The 16,777-nt window shown below is 57.8% G+C and carries 20 protein-coding genes; 1 reads left to right on the plus strand and 19 read right to left on the minus strand.

The features are described 5' to 3' along the window. Positions 1 to 25 precede the first annotated feature (25 nt). Both blaOXA and ACRQ1B_RS28460 read right to left on the minus strand, forming a co-directional pair. Entirely contained in the window at positions 26 to 823 is a 798-nt protein-coding gene (gene blaOXA, locus ACRQ1B_RS28455; protein ID WP_432297663.1) for a class D beta-lactamase, read from the minus strand. Positions 824 to 912: 89 nt separating this feature from the next. Then, the gene (locus tag ACRQ1B_RS28460) at positions 913 to 1,470 is read right to left on the minus strand and encodes an alpha/beta hydrolase (RefSeq protein WP_432297664.1); all 558 of its coding nucleotides are present in this window, start codon (positions 1,468 to 1,470) and stop codon (positions 913 to 915) included. 385 nt (positions 1,471 to 1,855) lie between these two features. Between ACRQ1B_RS28460 and ACRQ1B_RS28465 the strand changes: the two genes are divergently transcribed. Then, positions 1,856 to 3,112 carry a serine hydrolase gene (locus tag ACRQ1B_RS28465; RefSeq protein WP_432297666.1) on the plus strand — a complete coding sequence of 419 codons (1,257 nt, stop codon included), beginning with the start codon at positions 1,856 to 1,858 and terminating at the stop codon, positions 3,110 to 3,112. A gap of 49 nt (positions 3,113 to 3,161) precedes the next feature. Here ACRQ1B_RS28465 and ACRQ1B_RS28470 read toward each other — a convergent pair whose 3' ends face one another. The 17 genes from ACRQ1B_RS28470 to ACRQ1B_RS28550 form a co-directional block, all read right to left on the minus strand. Beyond that, positions 3,162 to 4,169 carry a serine hydrolase domain-containing protein gene (locus ACRQ1B_RS28470; RefSeq protein WP_432297667.1) on the minus strand — a complete coding sequence of 336 codons (1,008 nt, stop codon included), beginning with the start codon at positions 4,167 to 4,169 and terminating at the stop codon, positions 3,162 to 3,164. 71 nt (positions 4,170 to 4,240) lie between these two features. Beyond that, positions 4,241 to 4,444 carry a hypothetical protein gene (locus ACRQ1B_RS28475; protein ID WP_432297669.1) on the minus strand — a complete coding sequence of 68 codons (204 nt, stop codon included), beginning with the start codon at positions 4,442 to 4,444 and terminating at the stop codon, positions 4,241 to 4,243. A gap of 3 nt (positions 4,445 to 4,447) precedes the next feature. Further along, positions 4,448 to 5,137, minus strand: a complete 690-nt coding sequence (locus ACRQ1B_RS28480) for a hypothetical protein (protein ID WP_432297670.1) — start codon at positions 5,135 to 5,137, stop codon at positions 4,448 to 4,450. Positions 5,138 to 5,147: 10 nt separating this feature from the next. Beyond that, the gene (locus ACRQ1B_RS28485; RefSeq protein WP_432297671.1) at positions 5,148 to 5,564 is read right to left on the minus strand and encodes a DUF6932 family protein; all 417 of its coding nucleotides are present in this window, start codon (positions 5,562 to 5,564) and stop codon (positions 5,148 to 5,150) included. Positions 5,565 to 5,582: 18 nt separating this feature from the next. Then, positions 5,583 to 6,878 (minus strand): Y-family DNA polymerase, encoded by a 1,296-nt coding sequence (locus tag ACRQ1B_RS28490; RefSeq protein WP_432297672.1) that lies wholly within the window; start codon positions 6,876 to 6,878, stop codon positions 5,583 to 5,585. Next, positions 6,875 to 7,306, minus strand: a complete 432-nt coding sequence (locus ACRQ1B_RS28495) for a LexA family protein (protein WP_432297674.1) — start codon at positions 7,304 to 7,306, stop codon at positions 6,875 to 6,877. The genes ACRQ1B_RS28490 and ACRQ1B_RS28495 overlap by 4 nt, the downstream gene beginning before the upstream one ends. A 93-nt stretch (positions 7,307 to 7,399) precedes the next feature. Further along, entirely contained in the window at positions 7,400 to 7,651 is a 252-nt protein-coding gene (locus tag ACRQ1B_RS28500) for a hypothetical protein (protein ID WP_432297675.1), read from the minus strand. Between the two features lie 7 nt (positions 7,652 to 7,658). Next, positions 7,659 to 8,258 (minus strand): MobA/MobL family protein, encoded by a 600-nt coding sequence (locus ACRQ1B_RS28505; RefSeq protein ID WP_432297676.1) that lies wholly within the window; start codon positions 8,256 to 8,258, stop codon positions 7,659 to 7,661. Next, positions 8,258 to 8,872, minus strand: a complete 615-nt coding sequence (locus ACRQ1B_RS28510) for a hypothetical protein (RefSeq protein WP_432297677.1) — start codon at positions 8,870 to 8,872, stop codon at positions 8,258 to 8,260. Before ACRQ1B_RS28510 ends, ACRQ1B_RS28505 begins: the two co-directional genes overlap by 1 nt. After that, positions 8,873 to 10,237: an IncP-type conjugal transfer protein TrbI gene (gene trbI, locus ACRQ1B_RS28515; protein ID WP_432297679.1), complete on the minus strand. Its 1,365-nt coding sequence runs from the start codon at positions 10,235 to 10,237 to the stop codon at positions 8,873 to 8,875. A gap of 12 nt (positions 10,238 to 10,249) precedes the next feature. Next, positions 10,250 to 10,705: a conjugal transfer protein TrbH gene (trbH, locus tag ACRQ1B_RS28520; RefSeq protein WP_432297680.1), complete on the minus strand. Its 456-nt coding sequence runs from the start codon at positions 10,703 to 10,705 to the stop codon at positions 10,250 to 10,252. A 3-nt stretch (positions 10,706 to 10,708) separates the two neighbouring features. Beyond that, complete coding sequence (gene trbG, locus ACRQ1B_RS28525; RefSeq protein WP_432297682.1) at positions 10,709 to 11,530, minus strand: P-type conjugative transfer protein TrbG; 822 nt, start codon at positions 11,528 to 11,530, stop codon at positions 10,709 to 10,711. 19 nt (positions 11,531 to 11,549) lie between these two features. Next, entirely contained in the window at positions 11,550 to 12,215 is a 666-nt protein-coding gene (trbF, locus tag ACRQ1B_RS28530; protein WP_432297684.1) for a conjugal transfer protein TrbF, read from the minus strand. 41 nt (positions 12,216 to 12,256) lie between these two features. Next, positions 12,257 to 13,369 carry a P-type conjugative transfer protein TrbL gene (gene trbL, locus ACRQ1B_RS28535; RefSeq protein ID WP_432297685.1) on the minus strand — a complete coding sequence of 371 codons (1,113 nt, stop codon included), beginning with the start codon at positions 13,367 to 13,369 and terminating at the stop codon, positions 12,257 to 12,259. A gap of 10 nt (positions 13,370 to 13,379) precedes the next feature. Continuing rightward, on the minus strand, positions 13,380 to 13,574 hold the full coding sequence (locus tag ACRQ1B_RS28540) for a DUF2749 domain-containing protein (protein ID WP_432297687.1): 195 nt from the start codon (positions 13,572 to 13,574) through the stop codon (positions 13,380 to 13,382). After that, positions 13,574 to 14,362: a P-type conjugative transfer protein TrbJ gene (gene trbJ, locus ACRQ1B_RS28545; protein WP_432297689.1), complete on the minus strand. Its 789-nt coding sequence runs from the start codon at positions 14,360 to 14,362 to the stop codon at positions 13,574 to 13,576. Before trbJ ends, ACRQ1B_RS28540 begins: the two co-directional genes overlap by 1 nt. Beyond that, on the minus strand, positions 14,337 to 16,775 hold the full coding sequence (locus ACRQ1B_RS28550) for a conjugal transfer protein TrbE (RefSeq protein WP_432297691.1): 2,439 nt from the start codon (positions 16,773 to 16,775) through the stop codon (positions 14,337 to 14,339). The genes trbJ and ACRQ1B_RS28550 overlap by 26 nt, the downstream gene beginning before the upstream one ends. Between the last annotated feature and the right edge of the window lie 2 nt (positions 16,776 to 16,777).

The raw sequence follows: 16,777 nt of genomic DNA on the forward strand, positions 1-16,777 counted from the left end.
TATATTATGGAACTAAACCATTGATTTAACTGTATATTTTATGGGTTTGCCAGGCAAAAGGCTGGATCAGCCGCTGCTCTATCAACCCTTGTCGGCCTTCTACGGTGCCGATTCCCAGCCTTGCGAACACCAACATGCGACCTTGGCGCTCAGCCCAGCCGACAAACCACCCCTCAGGGCGGCTACGCTGAATCTGACCACCTGCATTACGCGTCCAACCGCTCCCGGTCTTTCCGTGGACACGCCAGCCCGATTGTGTGCTGAACATCGGCACGATCGTCATTGTCTGCTCAATTGCGGCCCGAGAGACGGGCAATTCGTGGGCCAACATGCGGCGGATGAACGCCGTCTGCTCGCGGGGCGAGATCATCAATGACGCGATCCACGCATGCGATAGACCATTGTCTTTTCCCGGTTCGCCGGAAACATCCATATTACCGTAGTTAAAGTTGTCGACATAGGACGAGAAGCGTTGCGCACCTAGGTTGCGGGCGACTTCGCGGGAGTACCAGAGCACGGAGTCGGCTTGCCAAATGGTAGGATCGACCGGCTTCTTGTCTCGCGCCGGTGCCCGCATTCCTTCCTGCCAGTTCCACAGAGGGCTGTGAGCGTCCGTCAAGATTCCAGCATCATAACCCATGAGAGCGAGTGCGATCTTGAACGTCGAGGCCGCCGTATATCGATCGTCGCACGCTCCCGTTTCCTCGATGGTCGTACCTGTTTGAGCATCAACTATTAGGGTGCATTCCTGCGCATGGGCAGCGCTTGAGAAGGCGACTAGGATTGAGAAGATTAGTGCTGGAAGACGGAACACCTTGATCATGACGCCTCTACATTGAATCTTTGCCTTGGTATTAGGGACTTGGCGTTAGTAAACCGTTCATCAAACCAACCCTGTCGCAAATGTCAGGATTAGCGCGACAAGTGTGATGTAAGAAAATCGGCCGCGCTCCGGTGCGCTGCGCTGGCGTTCCTAGTTCCCGCTTTCAAGAAAAAGTCGTGTCCGCCGCCCTCGTAAACATCAAGGGAAACAGGTCCGCCAAGCTGCTGCGCCATCTGTTGCAGCTCCCGGCCGATCGACAAGGGGAAAGTCTGGTCGGAGCTGCCCCAAATCAAATGCAGAGGTGGCAACGAGCGGACAGGTTGCGCATAGCCGTTCGGGAAACCACCATCGACCAGCACCAAGGCGTCAACGTCGGCCTGTCCAACCGTAGCGGCTGAAGCTATTTGCGCGCCAAGGGAGATTCCGAGAACTCCGACCTTTCCGCCGTGGCGTGATTGACCGTCGAGATAGGTGGCTACGCCATGAACGGCGGAAATCCAGTCCGGCAACCGCTGCGCATAATAGGCAATGCGTGCCCGCGCGCTGCCCGCTGTGACGATGGCGTCGAGGTCGGCCGCCGACAGGACATGAACGAGATAGGCATTCAAGCCCGCTGCCTGGAACGTCTGCCCGATTTTGTCATACACGGGCGCTCCAAAACCTCTGCTGCCGCTCAAGATCAGAACGGCCGGGCAGGTTGCATTTGCACAATTTCCGAAGCGTTCGACCAAAACCCCGCCTCTTGCTGTTGGTACGGTGAATTGCTGTCGAGACGATTGAGCGTTAGCCGCTTCTGGAAAAAGCGAAATGGCTAGGCTCGCAACAATGATACTGAATAAGCGCATGATTCTGCTTGGTGCTTATGTTGCCAAGATCACGATATGGGACCTGGTTGGTCTTAAAATAGCGTGACCGAAGGGGTTCATGATTTTTTAAGCGTAAAACCAAATCGTAAAATTTTATCATTCTTGTTGCGTAAATACGGCACTAATAATGCGCCCACTATGGCAATCGGCAACTGGGGTGGCGCAAATGATTCACATTAGATTCCGCAGACTTCAAAAAAAGTTCCTTATCAAAGTAGCACTGGCGGTCTCTCTGAATATTTCGGCTTACGCTGCTCAAGCTTATGCGGGCTACGCCCACCTCATCGTCGATGCGAATACCGGGAATATACTGAGCGCTGACAACGCAGATGTTGTGAACCATCCTGCCTCCCTCACAAAGATGATGACGCTCTATCTGACGTTCGAGGCACTGCACGCTGGCCGTTTGGCGTGGGATCAGCCTATCACCATGACCAAGAACGGGGCCAACACCATCCCGACAAAACTCGGAGTAGCCGCCGGCAAGACATTCACAGTGCGTGAAGCGGTCCTCGGAATGATCGTGAAATCCGCAAATGACGCGGCAGAAGCCATGGGAGACCACCTTGGGGGATCCGAGGAACAATTTGCGGGCGTTATGACGCGCAAGGCCCGTCAGCTTGGCATGAGCCGTACCACATTCCGCAACGCGTCGGGCCTGCCCGACGGACGACAGGTAACGACCGCGCGGGATATGGCAACGCTCGCTATAGCTTTGATGCGGGACTACCCGAAGGAATATGCTCTCTTTTCCACACGCTCCTTCGTGTTCAGGACCCGCAAAATCGTTGGGCACAATAATCTAATGTACCGCTACAAAGGTATGGACGGCATTAAAACCGGCTACACCAATGCGTCAGGCTTCAATCTCGTTAGCGCCGTAAACGACAATGGCCGGCATGTGGTCGGCGTCATCCTCGGTGGCAAAACAGCTAGAAGCCGGGATGACCGCATGGCTGCTCTTCTGAACAAAGCCGTTCCGGCTGCCTCGGTCCGGAGCGGCGCGACGATCGCTCGCGCTTCGGTCATGACGGATTTCGAGTTAGCGCAAGACAGCATTCCCCTGCCGGTCCCTGCTGATCGAACTAACTCGATTGAGGTCGCCTCGGTGAGCGCTGACATTACGAACTCCATTCCCGCATCCGTAGCGACGCCAGTCATAAGTGAGCGTACCGGATGGGAAATCCAGATCGCCGCATCTGACTCCGATGCAGCCGCCCAGAACCTGCTTGCCAAGGCAAAGGCGGACGCTCTCGGCAGATATGGTGAGATAGCCCCCTATACGCAGAAGATCACAAGCCGCTCTGACACGCTCTATCGCGCACGGTTTACTGGCTTCGATAGCAAGGCTACGGCCTTATCAGCCTGCAGGGAGCTCAAGAGCCACTCCTATGCCTGCTTCGTGCTTGCGAGTAATGGATAGGTTTTGATGAAGCGCGATCCCTCGCGATCGCTGTGCCGGTCAGCATAGGTCACGGCGCAGCGGTCGCGAGCTGCTGTAACAGCTTGACGAAATTACTTGTCCGGATGCCCTTCGCGTTTTGAGCAGGGTCCACAGTTTGCACGACCACCAGATGCTTTGACGGCACAATGGCAATTGCCTGACCGCCATAACCGGATGCCATTGCCGCACCGGGGCCGAATACATCGCGGTTCAACGTCCACCAAAGATATCCGTATCCCATGCTGCCGCGATCGGTGGCAGAATAGGCGGTCGTGGACTCTTTCACCCATGAGGCTGGAATGATCTGCTGACCGTTCCACCGACCGCCATCTAGAAAGAGCTGGCCGAAACGGGCCGCGTCTCTCGCACTGAGGCTGAACGGATAAGCCGGGTGCTCCGACTGACGTTCGGCGATATACCGACCATCCTGCGACGAAAAATCCTCCATACCGATCGGCGCGGCGATCCGCAGCGCGAAGCTGCGGAAAATGTCCTCCCCGGTCTGTTGCCGATAGATTGTGCCAAGCGCATTGAAATCCCAGTTATTATACCACCAGAAGGTGCCGGGGGCGTGACTGCCGCGCTCGGGCCTGTTCCGCCGCATGTCGCCGGTTTCGTACGCGGCAGGATGATAGATGCCGGATTGGGCCATGAGCAGATCGCGCACGGTCGCCAACTTCTCGGTCGCCGTGAGAACCGGGGCCTTATCGTCAATGCCGAGATCGGCAAGGGTGCTGGCGAGACTGATCCGACCCTCCGAAACCGCGATGCCGTAAAGCGCGCTCAACAGGCTCTTACGAACGGAAGCGACATTCACCTCGCGGGACACGTCGCCCCAACTGGCGATCACCTTGCCGTATTGCACAACCACGACGGCCGTGGGTTTCAGGCTGGTGGCATAGTCCTGCGCCGCGTTCAGCTTCTCGACAGACCATCGGGACGACGCAGGATCGGCGCTTTGCCACGGCTGCGCGCCTGCGTTTCCTACGACGGAAAAGAAGATTAAGGCAGTGATAGCAAAGACGATTTCTCGCATAAATATCCCTGAATTCTAGTCGCAAAAATCCCGAAACCTGCAACATCGCTAGCTATCGGTGGAGCTCTGGGTTATCTCACACCCATCATGCCAAGAGCGTGATGAGCGGTGTAGTCAAGCAAGGCAATCGCAACGGTAATAACGCCGGCACAAAGCGCCGAGATTGTCACCGCGAGTATCGGCTGAGTGGTCCGACCTTGAACGATTTGCTTGCCGAGCAAGCCGCCCCAGGCGATCAGACCTAATACCGAATATTCCCATACACCTAAGCTCATACTCTAAATGCCCTCGTCTTCCGGATCGGGTTCGGAAACGAGCTCGCCCGCCAACTCGGAGAGCCAGGGCGAAACATCCTCAATGCGGACGGCATCACCATGAACGGCGAAATAGTCCTTCACTGTCCGGAACTGGTCGCCATAGCGGTCGACAAACAGCTCAGAAACTTTCCCATTGCGGCTCAAGACGCTGGAAATCGCCCGTCCCCCTCTGAAGAACTTTAGCGCGTGTTCCAGCCCCAGAAGATACAGGTATTTGCGCTTGTCCGTCTCGTACTCGGCCAGCATCAGGTAATCTTTGAAGATGCCGTTTTGCCGGATCGATTCAGCGCCGCCACGCCAGCGGATGAATTTGAACTCGGCTACCCGATAATTTGTCTCAAGATCAAAATCGCGGCCGGTGTTGCCCGCGCCTAGCGAGACGGATTGAACCTCTTCGCCTGGCTCAAGAATATGCGGCAGGCATAGCAGGATTCCGAGTGCATGGATGGTGACGTTGATCTGACCGGCCAGCCTCTTCATTTCGGCGGCCGCGGACAAAACTTCGCGCCCTGCCCCGGATTTTTCCAAAAAGGCATTACATTGGTCGGCCGTCACGCCGCGAACAGTGCCCTCGATGCCAGAAAGCGTGCGTGTGAGGTCAGGTCCGGTGAACCGAGCCAGCAGCTTCATGATTTCTGCAGGGTCCGACAATGCTTGCCTCCTAAATGACTTCGACAAGATCAGACCCGTCCCCGTCAATGCGAGCCTCTTCCCAGGTCAGCCGGCACCCTTCGTTGAAGACCGCGATCATCTCTTGAGCGGTCTTTCCGGCTCTAAGCGTCGCCGGCGTAGAAGGGTCGGCAGACATGACGATCTGCGTGATGTGGAGATCGGCTTTTCCCGCCTGATACCAGCGTTCCGCGCCGAACGGCTGGGATATTGAAAGCAGAACGTCTATGTCACCGGGGACCGCTTTTAGCGGCTCTTTGACGAATGAGCCGAAGATATAAGCGCGGTAGGTCCATCCCTTGGCAGCGATAACGGCCAGCTCAGCTTGCAACATGTGGATCAGTTCAATACGGCGGTGATTGAAGCCGTATTCATCCACGAACGCTGACCAACCCATTGCTTTTGCCAACGGCGCTTTCCCTTGCTTCTACCTGCCCGCATTGTGGTCATAGCTGGCTGTCCGGACAATGGGCAACTCGTCAATGCGCGTCGTGTACCTGGGCGAGCGCCTGTCGAACTTGGCTTGCCATTCCTTTTTAATACCGACAGCAGCCGCCACCAACGTGCCGCGGCCGAATTTCGCGTTCACAGCATCGAGGGCGGACATGAGACGGTCGGAATTTTCTCGATCGCGCGCATCAAATAGCGGCCGCGGCGCTGATCGCGCCGGGATCAGATCGTCCATGATGATGCCGGCCTTGGAATATCGAAAGCCATCCTTGAAGATCTTACGCACGCCGCGTTGCGCGGCGCGGATCAGATCGAACGTGTCTGCCGACGCTTCCGGCAGATCGATGGTCGTTTGCGCCGAGTGCGTTGGATCTCGCTCGTTGAATCGAGACGTGTGCATGAACACGGCCAGGTGGGAGGCTTCCAGTCCATGGCGCCGCAACTTCTCCCCTGCCCTCGTGGCATAGGACGCGACCGCTTCGAGCATACCTGCCAAGTCGGTGACAGGCGTTCCGAAAGACCGCGTGACCGCGCATCCCCTTCGTTGCGGCGGCACATCTTCTAGCGCCATGCAGGAAATCCCCTGAAGCTCTAAAACGGTTCGCTCTCCGACGACGCTCAGAAGGTTTCGCGCCAGTCGAGCATTGAGCCGGGACAGGTCGCCGGCAGTCTTGATGCCGAGCTCGAAAAGTTTGGCCTGGGAAGCTCTGCCCACACCCCAGACCTCGCCTACCTCGATCCGATCGAGCCATTCGGCCCGAACCGCATCATCGGTTAGGTCGCAGACGCCTCCCAGGTCGGCATTCTTTTTGGCGACGTGATTGGCGAATTTGGCGAGCGTCTTCGTCGGCGCAATGCCAACGCAGGTCGGTATTCCGGTCCACTTATGCACCGTAGAGCGCAGATCGAGGCCGAAGGTGCGCCGATCGCGCGGACGAACATGGGCCACATCAAGAAAGCTTTCATCGATGGAGTATATCTCGACGTCCGGAGCCCATTGCCGATAAATGGTATTGAGCCTCGCGCTCATGTCGCCATAAAGCGCATAGTTGCTCGAAAAAACCGCCACACCATTGTCGCGGCAAAGATCGCGAATTTTGAAGAACGGTTCGCCCATACCAATGCCGAGGGCCTTGGCTTCGGCGGTCCTGGCAACGGCACAGCCATCATTATTCGACAGGACAATGACCGGTCGCAGCGCCAGCTTGGGCGCGAACACCCTTTCGCAAGAGCAATAGAAGCTGTTGCCGTCGACCAGTGCAAACGACTTCATCGCCGCTTCCTGTCTCGCAACCAGTGGATATTCGACGTTGCCACACCCCAGATTTCGACTTCCGCAATTTCGGGAAGGCTGAAAAGCGGCATGTCCCGGTTTTCGAACAGTAGTCGCGCGCGGCCGCCGTGGAGGCTAAGCCGCTTTAGGGATCGCTCGCCGTGCACAATCGCCACAACAATATCGCCGTCCATCGGCGTCAAACTGCGGTCGACAACCAGCAGATCGCCATGGAAGATTCCGGCATCACGCATGGAGTGACCGTCCACGCGCCACAAGAACGTCGCCGGCGGATTAAGGATCAGCAGGCGCGAGAGGTCGATTGCCTCTTCGATATAGTCATCAGCAGGCGACGGAAAACCGGCGCAGAGCCCATGCAGCATGAGAGGAACGGAAATCTCCGCCTCAATTTTCAGGCTCGCCAGCATTCAAGAAAACTCCTTTCACCGGTGTTGAGCGAAAGGAACAAATAGGGAACATAAGCGATGCCGAAAATCAAGCACCCATAAGCTGCACCTCGATCAAATCAGCGGCGCAAGATCCGATTCGATCCACAAAAGATCGAACCATCGACCATCAAACTCGGTGATGATGAAGTGCTGGGCCTCGGTATAGGTCCGCTTTAGCCAGCCCCGGCTTTGCGTAAACTCGGCCATGTCATTGAACCAATGGCCGCTAATTATGCTGCCTTGAGCAAACACGAGGGCGTAAACGCCTTTGTTTGGAAAGCCCTGTATCAGCGGGATTTCCCGGTTTGATAGAGCAAACTGCATAGGGTTCTCAGTGGCTGTTTAACGCCGCGTCGCAGAGCGTGGCCCATGCCGCGCGCAGTTCCAGCAATTCGGTTTGATGCGAGGTCGGGAAACCGCGCTTCATGCGCTGCGCCATCGACAGGCCGAACCGGTTCTTATCCCCGAATCCGGACGGCAGGATTTCACGGGCGCTACACAGTGCGAAGAGCTTTGCGGTCGGTTCGTCAGCATCGGCCGACTGGATGGACAGATCGACGGCCGAGCCGAGATAGTCGGCCAAGAACTGACCGAACGCCGACGCCAGCCGTTCGCATTGATCGTTCTGCAGGGCAGACGGCAAGTGCCCCTCCCAGAGGGTCGCCAGATTGGCATCTGACCGCTTTTCGGCCTCTTCCGCGAGCGTCCAAAGATGCTCCCGATTTTCAGCCCAGGGCGCAGAAATGTTCGCCGGCACGATGATCTGAGATTGCAGAATCCGGCGTGAACAGGAAGGTCGATGGACCTCTCCATTCACGCCGCGCAGCTCCTGGCCGCTCTTATCAGCGGCGACAGCGATAACGCTGGTATTTTGGCGACGGCCGATCCGCACGACCTTGAGGACGTGCAAGCCGGTCGGAACGATAGTCATTAGCTGCCATTGGGATCGAATTTCAGGAACACCCGATCCTCCCATGTTGTCCGATTCCAGACATGCGGCCCGTTAGCTGGTTGATCGTCGGCGTTGCTCTCAATCACCTTGCCGTCGAACTCGATGCTGATCTTGCCGCTGGCGCGAAGGCCAACCTCGTTCAGATCGGCCAAGGCTTGCGCCGGCACTTCCGGCGATGAAATCACAACCGCACCGTCTTGCTGGCGACGGATCGTGAGAAAATTGTTGTTGCTGCCCCGCGCGTCGGGGAAGCCGACGACCGGTGCGGCTTCCGTCAACTCCCCATTGACCTTCATGGCGAAGTCATAACGGCCCTCGCCCACATAGGCGAAGCGCGTCATGCCGGGGAGCGCCAATCCTCCGGCCTCTTGCTTTTTCAAGTCTGCATCATGGTTTGGCGGTATTGCTTGACCCTTGGCGATCGCGCCCACTGTGCGCGGTTCAGCAAGACGGCCCTCAAGGGCAGCGTCATAGCTGTAACCCTTCATCACTATGTCGGCGTCGAGCTGTTCAGGCAAAACGCAGCCGCTCAAAAGAGCGGCTACGCCAAGGATCAACGGGAGCGTCAGGCCCCTTCTCGAAAGTATGGGCATTTATCTCTCCACATAGCCGGTTTGATAGGCGCCGGGAAAAACAATGTCCTGATCCACGAGGATATTGAAATTGTACCCCGGCCGAATTTCCAGCGTCGGCTGGATATTCATGTTCCGGTCGATGGTGCGATCCGCCACACGGCCGAAAGTCTCAGCAAAGTTGCGGCGGGCCGCGTCAGTAGGATCTTGCTGTGTCACGCCGAAAGCGTTCCGATTGCTTTCGGGCATTGCCATGTCGATGCCCGTTCCGATCGCTGCGACGAGGATGGCATTCCCCCATATGCGCCAGAAATGGTTGTCCACCTTGTCGTTGAAACCGCCATAGCCCTGCGTGTCCACGCCAGCCATGCCGCCGATTTGCAAGGTCGAGCCATTGGGGAAGATGATATCGGTCCATACGACCAACACCCGCTTTTGCCCAAAGGAAACCTCTGAATCGTAACGGCCAAATAGCTTTGTTCCCTGCGGGATCAACAGCCGATGGCCTGTCGCGCTATCATAGACATGTTGACGGACCTGGCCGGTGATCCGGCCGGGAAGGTCGGAGTTTATGCCGGTAATGAGGGTGGCAGGGATCATCGAGCCGCGCTTTAGCTCGAATGGCGAAAGCTGCGGAACAACTTGATTCGGCAAATAGCCGGCGTCAGCAATGTCCTGATTAAGGAACGAGATTTTGCCTTGCTGATTGTTCGGATCGGCCATGCCCCCCGCACCGCCCGGCCCGCCGCCAGCTGCGCGCATCGCGGCCGAAAGCAGGTCAGCATAGCCGCCCTGCTGTCCACCTGCACCGGTGCCCTGCCCCTGCCCTTGACCCTGTTGCCCGCCGCCCTGCTGCTGGGTCACACTGCCAACGTCAATCGCCATTGGGCTGTTGCGGGCATTGGTGTTTGCCTGCAAAGCCGCAAGTTGCTGGCGGTTTTGCTCACGCAAAAGGTTTTCCTCATGCTCGCGCATGAGGCGTTCGCGCCAGTCCGCTTCTGGCTCGAGTGTCGAAACCTGCTGTTGTTGTGCCGGCTGCTGTGTGTTGGGCCGTGACCCTGGCTGAAATGGATTTATCCCTTCGGGACTTTCCATCGCTCCCGTACCGGGCGTGATAATCAGCGGATCTTGCCGGGGCGGTTCATTCACCCCGTCGCTGATATTGCGCGTCAGCTCGTCCGCGAAATCCGATGCTGGCTGGCCGGTACTTTCCTCTGGCTGCGCGCCGCCGCCACCCATGAGGCCGCGCTGGGACATGCCCCAGATTACGACCACAACGAGGATGACGATGATGCTGATGAATATGATGATGGGGAGCCGGTTGAGGCGGCGGATTTTCGGTTCCCCCTCATTATCCCCGGCTGATCCTAAATCGATAGAACTCATATCCCAGCCCTCTTACGTTTCGCCGCGCTTCATCACGGAAAGCGGACTGGACGGCACGGCGCCAGTCGTCGTCGCCTGATAGGAGCGGGCCAGCTCGACGCTCGATGTCGAGATCCGCGCAAGCACCTGACCGTCAGCCGTATCAACCGTGTAGGCCAACGGGATCGCGCCGGCGCCGGTGGCGGCCGGATCGACCGCATAACCCCAGCTACGCAGATGCTTGTCGAAAGCCGTCGCAAAGGCGCTGTTGTCGCTCTTGAGAGCGATCGTGCCTGTACCTGGGCCAACATGCTCCGCGAGCCGTGCAACCATGTCGGCGGCTACGCCTTCTGCCGAGGTCGCGTCAAGTTTTGCGGCGTCCATGCTGGCCTGCGGCGAGAAGTAGCCGCCTGTCGTGGTGCAGGCTGCCAGAGAGAGCGAGACGAAGGCGACGGCTGCAATGCGCGAAATTTTGGAGTTTACCAGCATCGGTTAACCCCTCCTGTTGATGGTGATTTTCTGCTGCTGACCACCGACGCCAGAAATCAGGATGGCACGGTCGATCAGGTAATCGACCACCATCATGTTGTTGTTCAGCCGGTAGTTGACGATCTGGTTTTGCCCGCCTGAGACGACATAGAGGACCGGGGCATCACCGCTCCCGAGGTGGCCGGGGAACTGAATGTATGTCTTGGTGCCGTCCGTATAGATGCGGGTTGGCTTCCAGCGAGCAGAGCCCGACATGGAAAAATTGAAACTCAGATTTTCGGCAGGAACGCCAGCGCCGGGAATGATGCTGTCCGAAATCTGTTGATTGACGGCCGCAAGCTGCTGGCGAACGTCTTCCGGGTAGTTGAAGGCCACACGCGCCATGTAGCGCGAGCCGTGGGATTCCAGATTGATATGATAGGTGCGGCGCGAGGTCGTGACGACCATGGACGTCTTAAGGCCCGCTTCGGCGGGCTTGACGATCAGGCTGATACGCTGGCCTTCCGGCGAGCCGGAAGAGGCCGGCTCCACCTGCCAACGAACGGTGTCGCCTACCAGCACGTCGCGCACGGCTTCGCCGGGCTGCAACTGAACTTCGCAAAGCTGCAATGGCGCGCAAACAACCGTCGGCTGCGTCTCGCCAAAAAGATAGATAACCTGGCCGTCCGGCCCGCGCGTCATCACAGCGCCGGCACCCTGCCATTGACCCGAAAGCTGGGTTCCCCGCTGGGCGTTATAGTCGGCTGTCTGGCCCAACGAGGGCGCGACGGTGGACAAGATCAGCGCGGCAGCAACGCTCGCACGCAATTTCACAATGTTGAACATCAGTCTCTCCGCGAGCGTATTAAAGTTGGGCCGTCCAATCGAAGTCTTTGAGGTAAAGACCGATTGGATTCAGACGAATGATAGCCTCGTCCTGGGGTGGCGATAGGGTAACGGTGGCAACTCCGCGCCAACGGCGGGTTCGCAATTCTTTGCCGGAACGGTCGCGTTCAATCTCGGTCCAATCGATCTGGTAGGACTGGTTTGAGAGGGCGACGATGTTGTTGATTTCAACCGAAACCGTGATCGTGCGAGCGCGATCAAAAGGCGAATTGTTGCGGAACCAGTTGTTGACCTTCTCGGTCGATGGGTCCGTGCGCCGCAGCAGTGCATAGGTGCGGTCGATATAGCCCTTCTGGACCACATTATCCGGCGTGATCGAGCGGAAGTTCGTCACCCACTGGCCGATCATGTTGCGAACGACGCGCTCGTCCGCATACTCGATCTGGGCAGGAAAGCCGCCAGAAACCGAATTGCCGAGGGTATCGACCTCCACAATGTAAGGGACAAGTTTGACCTGTGTTGCCTGATACAGCGAAAACCCGGTGGTGATGGTCGCCAGCACGAGAGCGACAGAGCCGACCGTCATCCACGCTTTAGCGGCGCGGCCCGCGCCGCCCATTCGCTCATTCCACTCATGGCGAGCCGCAAGGTACGGGTTCTCCAAATGCTTTAGTTTTTTGGCCATGGCCTAAAATCCTGCCTTTTAAGATGCGCGGGCCATGCCGCTTATGATTTTGTCTTATTGTTTCGCAGGCCCATCGATCGCGATGAGCCGCCTACGTCAGAACCGTGCGATCCCATGGCGGCTTTCGCCGCCGTTCCGGCCAAGGCGCTCCCGCCACCCTTCATTCCCGCAGCTACTTGACCCATGAGGCCCGAACCGGCCGCTTTCGCTGCACCTGCCGCCGCGAAGCCCGCGCCAACGCCAGCCGCGGTTGATGCCGCAAAAGCTGTGACCTGCGCGCCGGATCTGATCGCCTCCATGCCGTTCGACACTGAGACGCCCTGGACGACACCTTGGATGATGTTCGGCACGTACATTGCGATAATAAAAACAACGACTGAAAGGCCGCCGACGATGATCGAGCTAAGCCACTGTTGTTCGCCTGCAGGCGGAGCCTGCGAGAACGAAATCAGCGTCTCGGAACCGATAGCCGCGATCATGACAAGAGCCATGAGCTTCATGCCCACCGAGAACGCATAGACGAGGTACTTGATGGCGAAATCCTTAGTGAAGCTGGACCCGCCAAGGCCGAGCATAATCATGCCGGCCAGCAGGCCCACGTACATTTCCACCAGCACGGAAACGAAGATAGCTGCGACCAAGGAAAAGCTGACGATGACGAGGATGCAGGCAAAAACCGCCGCGATCGCGCCAACATTGTCTTCAAACAAACCGACCTTGATGTGGTTCGAAAGCTCGCTTGCCACATTGATGCCGGCGTTGAAGGTATTGGCGGGGGAGGCGGACCCTGCGCTGCCAGATCCAATCTGGAAAAGACTGGAAACCATGGCTTTCGCGAACTCCGGCCCTGTCTGCAACAGGAACAGGAAGAAGCCAATGAACAACACGCGGCGGATGATTTCCGCAACCCATGTATCGAGTGATGGAGCAGCGATCGCGAGCCATACAGCGGCGATGCCGATCTCAATACCGGCCAAGATCCAGAACAGGGAAGTAGCGCCTTGAAGAAGGCGCGTTTCCCATGTTTTGGCGGCGTTAGACATGGAGTTTTCAAGCGTCGTGAGAACGCTACCGTCCTGAGCAAATGCCGCATCGGTCAAGCCGAATGCAGCGATGGCGAATACCGCCAATCCTAAAACCGTCGCCCCGCGCATGGTGTGATCCTTAGAACCTTGGTTGCATTTCCTGCCCGCCCGTAGTCGGGAGCGGATCTCGCGGCGCGAATACATTCCGCGACGGTTGCTCGGCGTCGGCTGGTGCCGACGCCTCTTGGTTCGTGACAAAAAAGTAGGAGATACCTCCGCCCGCCGCAGCAACGATCACGAGAAGGACAATCAGGAGGGGGAGTTTGATCTGCATCAGAACCGCACTTCCATGTCCTGCCCGCCGCTCGTTGACGGCTTATTGCTGTCAAAGAACGTTTCTCTACGCTGCTGGGCGAGATCCTTGGCCGCCTGTTCAGACTGGTACCAAGTCCCCATCATCGTGGACTGCTGGGCGATCAAAGCACGAAGCTTTTGCATCTGGTCGACCTGCTGGCTGGCGATCGAGTGGCCGACCTGCAAAGCCTGCATCTGGCCCACTGATGACTGCGACTGCTGCTGAAGCTGACGCATCGTGTTCTGTTCGGTATCGAACTGCTGGGCCGTCATGCCCGCCTGAGCGAGCGTGCCGCCGATCGTGTCGCGGTTGGTCTGTGACCACTTGCCGTATTGTTCGGAATAGTTTTCGCCGCCCTGGACGCCGGAAGCGAAGTCCTCAAAGCTGGGAAAGCGCTGTTTCAGAACATCGTCCAAGCCACCCATCGAGAAGGCGATGCCATCACCTTGCTGGGTCAGCTGGCGCAGGCGGTTGAGATCGTTCATTGCCTCGCCCCAGATGTTGTCGGGGAGCTTTTCGAGGTTCTGCAACATCGTCCGGTACTGGTCGAGCTGGTTCTGAATCTGTGTGACCTGGTGGGCAATCTGCTGCGCCTCGTTGGCGAGCGATTGCACCCCCTGCCCCGACTGTTCGAGCAGCTGGGCATTGTTGAGCAGCTGGGTCCACTCGGTGGAGCCACCAGCCGCTGCCCCGGCCTGAACGGCCGTAGGGCTTACGGCCAGCAACAGGCCGACAATTGCATTACGAAGCAAAGAGCTGCGCTGCATTTTCGATTCCTCTCATTTGAAGCCAATGACGCGGCCAGTCATCACCATGCTGGTCGTACAGTTCGTTGATGCGCTTGAGGTCTTCCTTGCCGGACACGCCGACGAAGGACAGGGTGATAGGGCCAAGAGCCATGTCAAAAAGGCGCCGGCCATCGGGCGAAACCACGTAGTATTCCCGCTTGGGCGTGGCGGTCGCGACGATTTCAATCTGGCGATCGTTGAAGCCGATCCGCTCATAGAAATCACGGGTGCCGCTCTCGCGTGCCGCGCCATTCGGCAGGCAAATCTTGGTCGGGCAAGATTCCTTGAGAACGTCCATGATGCCGGAATTGTCGGCGTCCGAGATCGACTGCGTTGCCAGTACGACCGCGCAATTGGCGCGGCGCAAGGTTTTGAGCCATTCGCGGATCTTGTCGCGAAAGGCCGGATGGCCGAGCATGATCCAAGCTTCATCGAGAATGATAAGGCTGGGCTGGCCGGTCAGGCGCTTTTCGATGCGGCGGAATAAATAGAGCAGAACCGGGACAAGGTTGCGCTCGCCCATGTTCATCAGCTCGTCAATTTCGAAGGTCTGGAAATTCGAGAGGTTGAGGTTGTCCGTCTCGGCATCGAGCAGATTGCCCATCGGGCCATCCACCGTGTAGTGGCGCAATGCTTCCTTGATAGACTTCAACTGGACGCCCGACACGAAATCGGAAATCGAGCGGCGCTGCGACTTCGACATGAGATCGATCTGGTGAGCGATCGCATTGCGATGGTCAGGCGTTACCGTCTCGCCCGACATGACGATCAGGGTTTCAATCCATTCGGATGCCCAGGCCCGGTCAGAGTCGGTTTCAAGCTCACTCAGCGGGCAGAACGCAAGCGTTTCGCTCGCCCCCACATCGTAGAAGTCGCCGGCGACTGCCCGCGTGAGCGGGTACATCGAGCGGCCCTTGTCGAAAGCGAAGACTTGGCCCTTGTCGTATCGGCGGAACTGCGCCGCGATCAGCGCCAGCAAGGTTGACTTACCCGAGCCGGTCGGCCCGAAAATCAGCGTGTGGCCCAAGTCGCCAACATGCAGATTGAGCCGGAACGGCGTCGAACCTGACGCCACCAGCATCAGCGGCGGCGAGTTTTCGGGGTAGAACGGGTTCGGGTTGTTCGGCTCGCCGGACCATACCGAATTAAGCGGAACCAAATCCGCCAGATTGCGCGTGTGGATCAGCGGTTCGCGGATATTCGCATACCAGTTCCCCGGTAGACTGCCCAAAAAGGCTTCCGTCGAATTGAGGGTTTCGATCCTGGCGCCGAAACCTTCCGACTGGACGAGGCGACGCACAAACTCGGCTTGCTTGCGCAGTTTGGCATCATCATCACCGAACAGGACGATGACCGGCGTATAATAGCCATAGGCAACGAGCTGGGAATTGGCCGCTGCAATAGCGTCCTCTGCCTCGCCCACCATCAGCAGGGCGTCTTGGTTCACCGATCCGCTATTGGTCTTGAAAAGCTGGTCGGTGAAGGGTCGAACCTTCTGAATCCACTTCTTGCGCGTGCGCTCAAGTCGCTGCGTGGCCTCAAGCGGGTCCATGAACATGAATCGGCTCGACCAACGATAGGTCAGCGGCATGAGATCCAGCACGTTGAGAATGCCGGGATAGCTTTCGGCCGGAAAACCGTCGATGGCGACGATCTGCATATAGCGCCCGTCCACCATGGGAGAGAGGCCATGGTGAAACTCGGCCGTCGCCAGATAGTCGAGATACATCGGTATCTCGGGCAGGCGAACAGGGTGGTTCTCGCCCACAAGGCAGAACCGCACGAACTGGAAAAGATCGTCGTATTTCGCAACGCGATAACCGCCGCGATCAGGCACTTCCTCAGTGACCATGCGGCGGATCGAGACCAGATTGCCCATGTATTGCTCGAACTCGCGGATCGAGTTTTTGAAATACTCAAGGATGCGGTCGGCATTGCTGGTAGTGCGGGATTCCGGGTCCGCGTAGATGTATTTCACCAGACCGGACTTGCGCCCATCCGGTTCGCGATAGGTCAGGATGATGGCGTGCTGGCTTTCAAAGTGGCCTTCCGCCGCCTCGAAACGCTGCCGGCGCTCATCATCAATGAGCGCGCTCACCTTGTCGGGGAAATGGGATCGATCCTTGGTCGGATAATCCGTGGTGGGCACCCGCACGGCCTCAACTTGGATCATCCAGCCCGTACCCAGGCGCGAAAGAATGGAATTAATGCCGCGCGAAACTTCGTTGCGCTCGAAATCGGTCGAGCTTTCGCTGTCGGGGCCAGCAAAATACCAGCCCGCCATCAGCGAGCCGTCCTTGAGCAACATGATGCCGTTATCGACAAGACCCGCGTAGGGCATGAGGTCAGAAAAAGATGCGCCGGTGTGGCGGAATTTCTTGAGTGATACCATCG

Origin of the sequence: Endobacterium panacihumi (assembly GCF_050847465.1) — a bacterium.
GTDB lineage: Bacteria > Pseudomonadota > Alphaproteobacteria > Rhizobiales > Rhizobiaceae > Neorhizobium > Neorhizobium panacihumi.

Bases quoted from the DNA above. Each gene is read 5' to 3' on its own strand.
- ACRQ1B_RS28470 (WP_432297667.1), bottom strand. From the start codon at position 4,169: ATGCGAGAAATCGTCTTTGCTATCACTGCCTTAATCTTCTTTTCCGTC.
- trbI (WP_432297679.1), bottom strand. From the start codon at position 10,237: ATGAGTTCTATCGATTTAGGATCAGCCGGGGATAATGAGGGGGAACCG.
- trbG (WP_432297682.1), bottom strand. From the start codon at position 11,530: ATGTTCAACATTGTGAAATTGCGTGCGAGCGTTGCTGCCGCGCTGATC.
- trbJ (WP_432297689.1), bottom strand. From the start codon at position 14,362: ATGCAGCGCAGCTCTTTGCTTCGTAATGCAATTGTCGGCCTGTTGCTG.
- ACRQ1B_RS28500 (WP_432297675.1), bottom strand. From the start codon at position 7,651: ATGCAGTTTGCTCTATCAAACCGGGAAATCCCGCTGATACAGGGCTTT.
- ACRQ1B_RS28495 (WP_432297674.1), bottom strand. From the start codon at position 7,306: ATGCTGGCGAGCCTGAAAATTGAGGCGGAGATTTCCGTTCCTCTCATG.
- ACRQ1B_RS28490 (WP_432297672.1), bottom strand. From the start codon at position 6,878: ATGAAGTCGTTTGCACTGGTCGACGGCAACAGCTTCTATTGCTCTTGC.
- ACRQ1B_RS28505 (WP_432297676.1), bottom strand. From the start codon at position 8,258: ATGACTATCGTTCCGACCGGCTTGCACGTCCTCAAGGTCGTGCGGATC.
- ACRQ1B_RS28540 (WP_432297687.1), bottom strand. From the start codon at position 13,574: ATGCAGATCAAACTCCCCCTCCTGATTGTCCTTCTCGTGATCGTTGCT.
- trbH (WP_432297680.1), bottom strand. From the start codon at position 10,705: ATGCTGGTAAACTCCAAAATTTCGCGCATTGCAGCCGTCGCCTTCGTC.
- ACRQ1B_RS28510 (WP_432297677.1), bottom strand. From the start codon at position 8,872: ATGCCCATACTTTCGAGAAGGGGCCTGACGCTCCCGTTGATCCTTGGC.
- ACRQ1B_RS28475 (WP_432297669.1), bottom strand. From the start codon at position 4,444: ATGAGCTTAGGTGTATGGGAATATTCGGTATTAGGTCTGATCGCCTGG.
- ACRQ1B_RS28550 (WP_432297691.1), bottom strand. From the start codon at position 16,775: ATGGTATCACTCAAGAAATTCCGCCACACCGGCGCATCTTTTTCTGAC.
- blaOXA (WP_432297663.1), bottom strand. From the start codon at position 823: ATGATCAAGGTGTTCCGTCTTCCAGCACTAATCTTCTCAATCCTAGTC.
- trbL (WP_432297685.1), bottom strand. From the start codon at position 13,369: ATGCGCGGGGCGACGGTTTTAGGATTGGCGGTATTCGCCATCGCTGCA.
- trbF (WP_432297684.1), bottom strand. From the start codon at position 12,215: ATGGCCAAAAAACTAAAGCATTTGGAGAACCCGTACCTTGCGGCTCGC.
- ACRQ1B_RS28465 (WP_432297666.1), top strand. From the start codon at position 1,856: ATGATTCACATTAGATTCCGCAGACTTCAAAAAAAGTTCCTTATCAAA.